Source organism: Liquorilactobacillus satsumensis (assembly GCF_964065465.1).
GTDB classification, from domain to species: domain Bacteria; phylum Bacillota; class Bacilli; order Lactobacillales; family Lactobacillaceae; genus Liquorilactobacillus; species Liquorilactobacillus satsumensis.
This window is the reverse complement of record NZ_OZ061610.1, coordinates 1-5547: the sequence shown is the minus strand read 5'-3', so window position 1 is coordinate 5547 and position 5547 is coordinate 1. Positions and strand designations below refer to the sequence as shown.

4 protein-coding genes are annotated in these 5547 nt (G+C 36.9%); 3 read left to right on the top strand and 1 reads right to left on the bottom strand.

The window, feature by feature from the left end; all coding sequences use genetic code 11:
• Window positions 1-700: 700 nt before the first annotated feature.
• The 3 genes from AB3Y88_RS12745 to AB3Y88_RS12735 all read left to right on the top strand — a co-directional run bounded on the left by AB3Y88_RS12745 (window position 701) and on the right by AB3Y88_RS12735 (window position 2757).
• Window positions 701-1366: a replication-relaxation family protein gene (locus AB3Y88_RS12745; protein WP_261909714.1), complete on the top strand. Its 666-nt coding sequence runs from the start codon at window positions 701-703 to the stop codon at window positions 1364-1366.
• 366 nt (window positions 1367-1732) lie between these two features.
• A complete protein-coding gene (locus AB3Y88_RS12740; protein ID WP_367293462.1) occupies window positions 1733-1939 on the top strand; it encodes a hypothetical protein in 207 nt (68 codons plus the stop codon).
• A gap of 170 nt (window positions 1940-2109) precedes the next feature.
• A complete protein-coding gene (locus AB3Y88_RS12735) occupies window positions 2110-2757 on the top strand; it encodes a DUF536 domain-containing protein (RefSeq protein WP_367293461.1) in 648 nt (215 codons plus the stop codon).
• 483 nt (window positions 2758-3240) lie between these two features.
• Here the strand turns inward: AB3Y88_RS12735 and AB3Y88_RS12730 are convergent, their stop codons facing one another.
• Window positions 3241-4407 (bottom strand): cation:proton antiporter, encoded by a 1167-nt coding sequence (locus AB3Y88_RS12730; protein ID WP_228890227.1) that lies wholly within the window; start codon window positions 4405-4407, stop codon window positions 3241-3243.
• Window positions 4408-5547: the final 1140 nt, after the last annotated feature.

Sequence of the window (5547 nt, the reverse complement as noted above, 5' to 3'; positions counted from 1 at the left end):
ACGTGCTAAAACGATCGGGCTATACTGCGACGTTGATAATCGTCACAAGTTTTGGTAAAAGACTTTCTATACCTTCAGATAGGGAAAGTCTGCCTTCCTCCTGAACTACCAGCTCAATTGATAGCTCATCAAAACATAAAACACAAGAGAGATTACATATCTTTTTTAAGAGATAAATACTAAAATTGATGTTAAATAGCAACCCTAAAAATAGAAAATTGGAGGTTCTGAAAGAACTGAAATTTTTTGTTTTTTGGGTTTTAGATGAACGGTTTCTAAGTTCATCAGGGCTTGACCTTGAACTTTATTTTTTAATTTTTGGTGGAATTTATTTTATAATCTAGTTGAATTTTGATTGATGTATCTTTCAAAAAATCACGCTAAATTTTCCTTTATTTCTAAAATTTCCGCCAGCCGCCCGCTTGAAACCGCACTCTCTCCACGTAGTTACGATAGTACAGTTTCAAGCGGGCGGCTGGCTACTAAGGATATAAAGAAAAAGTAAGCGTGAGTAAGATAAAAAGAAGATAAGAAAAGATAGTAAGTAAGAGTGAGATAAAGAGAAATAGAGTTCAAAGTCAGAAGATTAAGTTCAAGAGAAGAGTCAAGATCAAGAGCAGGTTCAAGGTCAAGTTCAAAGGCAGGTCAAAAGAAAGTTCAAGAGCAGATAGATAAAAAATATAGGTAGGTGTTTAAGTTGATGATTGGGTTAACAGAAAAAAGACAGAGAGTGTTAGAGATAATAGATAGATTGGGAATTGCAAATATAGAGCAGATTGTTAGTTTGACAGGTTCAAAAAAAACGACAGCATATTATGCAGTAAAAGAGTTAAAAAAGAACGGTTTAGTTACGGAGTTTAAGAATATAAGACAGGCGGTTTTTTTAATCACTAAGGCTGGTAGTGAGTTTGTCGGAGAATTAAATTTTGGTTTTTCAAGAGATAATAAAGCGCCGAATTTTGCAATTTTTCGCCATAGTATGTTAGTAAATGAGAGCATGATTTTTTATAAGGAGCATTTGAAAGAAGCTAGTTTCGAGACGGAACGGGAATTGTTAGTGAATGAAGTTAGTGACATTGGACAGGATAGAAGAGAATTAAAAATTTTGCCTGATTTTGTAATAGAGACAGAAGAAACAAGACAGGCGGTAGAAGTTGAGTTAACAAGAAAGACCCCCGCGCGGATAAAGAAGAAGTTGCTTAATTATAAAAAATTGATTGAGGCAGGACAGTACACGCATATTGTTTATTTATATCAGTCGTTGAATGTACGCCGATTAGTCGCAAAATGTGCGGCAGAGGTGGGAATAGAGGTTACTTTTGGTAACCTTGATGAGATGTTGGGTGGAAATAATAATGATCTCTAGGGGTAAAAAAACGTGTGACCGAATGCAAGGTATTTAAGTTTTTTGTTGACCAACTCGTCTAAACAAAAAACACCTCCAACGGAACGATCATTGGAGGTGTTTTTTATGATAGATGTAATTTTAATTTTAGCGTTGCTTCTACTTATCATTATAGGACTTAAAAAGTAGCACTGGCATACTATTTTTTGCTTTTCCCGCCCCTTTTTTGCAAGCAAAAACAACTTTATAAGTAAATTGTAGCATAGCTAAAGTGGAAAGTCGTGAATTTTGTTAGAAGAAACAATAAGTGTTAGTAGGCGAGTGATACAAGTAGTAAGGCAAGCGACACAGAAGAGCAGTACAAGCAAGACCCAAGCAAGCTCAACAGTGACAGAAAATTTAAGCACAACGAAACAAACAGCCGCAACAACACCAGTAGACCCAAGCGCGGCAAGTTCGAGTACAACAGCGGCTACCACACAAAACGCAAAAGCAGGACAGCCACAGGCAGTCCAGGAGAGTGGCGTAAAAGCGCAACAAACAGCCGTAAGAGCGACTTTGCCACAAACTGGCGAGATAATACTAGAAGTATGAGCATGAGCGTAGCAGGGGCAATATTGATCGCTGTAACGGGGTTAATCGCAGGAACGCAAAAGATTGGCGGAATCAAGAAATTATTCAATAGATAAAAAAGAGGAGTAGCCCACTAAGGGCTATTTTTTTTGCTATAATGAAGCCGTATCTTTTAAAAGGGGTGTATCGTATTGGCTAAAAGGTGGTTATCAGTACCAGAAATCGCGGAAGAACTAGGGATAAACAAATTACGAGTGTATCGCTATATAAGTAAATACAATATCGACTATGATAAAAGGCTTAAAAATGTAAATTACTACGGAGAGCCCATTATTAAGCGAATAAAAGAACATTTTTTTGTAGCCGACCATATCGGCGATACAAGCGATACAAAGCCTACCGATATACAAAAAACTGAAAAAAGAACCACTAAGCCTGATACAGAGCCGAAAACTGGCGATACTAAAAAACGAGTATCGGGTCTTGATAGTGATATAGAAAAAGATAAAGAAAGCCTTGATAGCAAGGGAAAAGGTGGGGATAGTATCGACTGTATCGCGATACTAGAAGATTACCGAGAACAGTTTAAGTTAATGAAGCAACAACTAGAGAAAAAAGATGAACAGCTAGAAATAAAAGACGAGCAATTAAGCAGGGTTTATAAATTGCTCGATCAACAACAACAATTAGAGCTAGGAACACAAAAGAGATTAAAAGCATTGGAAACAGGAGACGATTTAAGCATAAGCACGGATAAACCGGAAGAAGTAGAAAAGGTTAGGAACGAGCCTAAAACGCCAGAAACGGCAAAAAAACGGCACTGGTGGCAAAGACGATAAATAAGGTATAATGGAAAAGTTGCCTATCCAATCTGCAACGGTTGGGAGGTGTATATATGTTTAACTCACTTTTTGCCCCACTTGCGGTTGCGCTGATAACAGCGTGGTTTACGGACTGGCTAAAACGGAAACACCGTAAGTAAAATGAAATAGGCGACATTTAGCCCACAAAAAAAGCCCTTAACAGGTTGCGACTGTTAGGGGCTTTGGTGTATATATTGTTTACTCACTTTTTGCAATTTCATTATAACATGAAATAAAAAAAGAGTGCAAAGAAGTAAAATCAAAAACAGTGGTATAGATTGTGCAATTCTAAAAAAATGCGCGTGTGTGAACGGAAGTTAAAGGCTTGCGGCGAGTTTGTGATTGGGGGGGCAATGCACAAGGGTACGTGAAGCACTGGTATAGTTGTTAGTGTTGATAAGGTAGGTTATGTAAACTAGGAAAGGTATAGCGACTTTAATAATAATCTTATAAATAAAACTAAATAGCTTTGTGTAATCTTTTTAATGACCAACGTAATAGTAATGGTGCTAATAACGTGGCAATGACGATTATAAAGATGATATCTACATACAAGGACTTATCCAGTAAATGTGCGTTAAAGCCGATTTGAGCTGTGATTAAAGCCATTTCACCACGTGCAATTATACCTGTTCCCACGACTCGTCCACTATTTCTATCAAAACCAGCTAATATCGAACCTAGTTCGCCCCCCAACCATTTAGTTAAAATAGCAAGAATGGTCATAATGGTGATGAAGGGTAAAGAAGTGAGGAAATTATTAAACGAAACACTTAGCCCAATACTAACAAAGAAGACAGGAACAAAAAGTGTATTACTGATTGGTTCGATATTAGTATCAACAATTTTTTTGGTAGGTGTTTGCCCAACGGCTATACCTGCGAAAAAAGCTCCGATTGCTCCAGACAAGTCAACTAATTCAGCTATATACGCCATTGATAAACAGATAATCATAGCGGAGATAGTTTTGCTAGTAGGAATTAATAACTTATTACTTAAATACATGATTGCTGGTGCGATCCAACGAACAAGGAGGAAAACTCCAGCAAAGAAAAGCCCTTGGAAAATCAGCTGGGCCAAAATGTTATTTGAGCTACCATGGCCAGTTACGCCACTACTACCAACGAGAGTTATCATTAAACTCAGCAGTAAAACACCTAAAATATCATCAGCAACAGCTGCTCCAAGAACAGTTGCTCCCTCTTTACCGTTTAGAGCTTTAAATTCACGCAATACAACTACAGAAATACTGACAGAAGTAGCGGAGAAAACAACACCTATGAACAAAGCTTCTTGAAAATGGTAGCCAAACAATAAACTGGCTGAACCCATAGCAATTACGGGTAATAAAACACCAGATACTGCGACTGATAAAGCTGGTTTGAAATATTTTTTAAGTTGTTGTATATCGCTTTCTATGCCTGCCATAAACATCAGTAAGATTACACCAATTTCAGCAAATTGTTCTATTAGTTCTGTTGAACGGATAAGATTTAAAACTCCGGGCCCAATTATTATACCAATTAAAAGTTGACCTAAAACTGCAGGAATCCCAGCTCTTGCAGCTAAGTGTCCAGCGATAGTGGTAGCTATCAAAATAACAACTAGTGAACCAATAAAAGACATTAAATACACTCCATTCAAATCGGAAAGTAAAGTAGTTTATAAACAGTTATTATATATAATATTAACATTTTGCTTTCTTTCCTACGAACTAAAAGAATGAACTACTGCAATTCTTTTGCAATTAAAATAGAGTTATTTCGAGTATGAAAATAGTGATAATCTAAATATATTGAAAGATAGTAACTGAAATTTGAGGAAGCTTTGCTAGAAAAAATTAGAAATTGTGATTTAGTTTAAAAGCACTATTAATTCAGCGCTGAGAGATGTGTTCTAAGCGCTTTTTAAAATATTAAGCGGATAGTTAACTGTTATATTGGTTGCTGTGTCGGCATTTAGACTTGTTTTTTTTATTTATGTAGGGTATTCTTAAAGAGATAAAAATTGAATACATATAAGAAAGGCATTAGTGTTTTTTGGACAAACAAAAAACGCTAGCTCGAAATTCGATTACCAGTCGAATCTTGAGAGCCTTAATTGATGATTCAGCCATCAATTAAAACTATAGCTCTAGCGCTAAAGGTTATCTTTATTATACAAGCTAACAAGCTTGTCCGCAAGATAAGCGGCAGTAATAGAATAACTGAAAAAGGCTAGAAGTTCAAGATTTAATGATGAAATTATACCCGTCAATTAAGGCAAAAATGCCTTGGTTGACGGTTTTTTAATGCAAAAAAAGTCAATCTGCAGGGGGTAACTGTAATGAAAATTACTTAAAAAGCGGAAGTTACACCGCTTGAACAAATAGTAAACGTGGGTTACGTGTTTCGTTATTGCAAGTAATCTAAGGTCAACGGGTAAATGTTGCAAGCCTGTACTGGTAAAGATCAGAAGTCTAAACTACGCACGAAGAAGAGTAGAGCGCAGCAGGATAAAAAGCAATGGTAGTGCATGCACTTATTATGGCTGAACTTCGCCGAAAGATACGACTGGAGTTGTCACTAACAGGAAGATTGACGTAACAAGTAGTGTTGTGCGTGAATGAATCAAGAAAGTTAGTTAGTTACTCGTAAGCGGTCGATTGGACTAAAGTGAACCTTGATAGGGAGCTTAGCAAACAGAGAGCCGAAAGGTCAACACGCGGGGCAAGGTAGGAGCGTGGAAAAAGCTAAGTGGGTAACTGAAATGTTATCCAAGTTAATA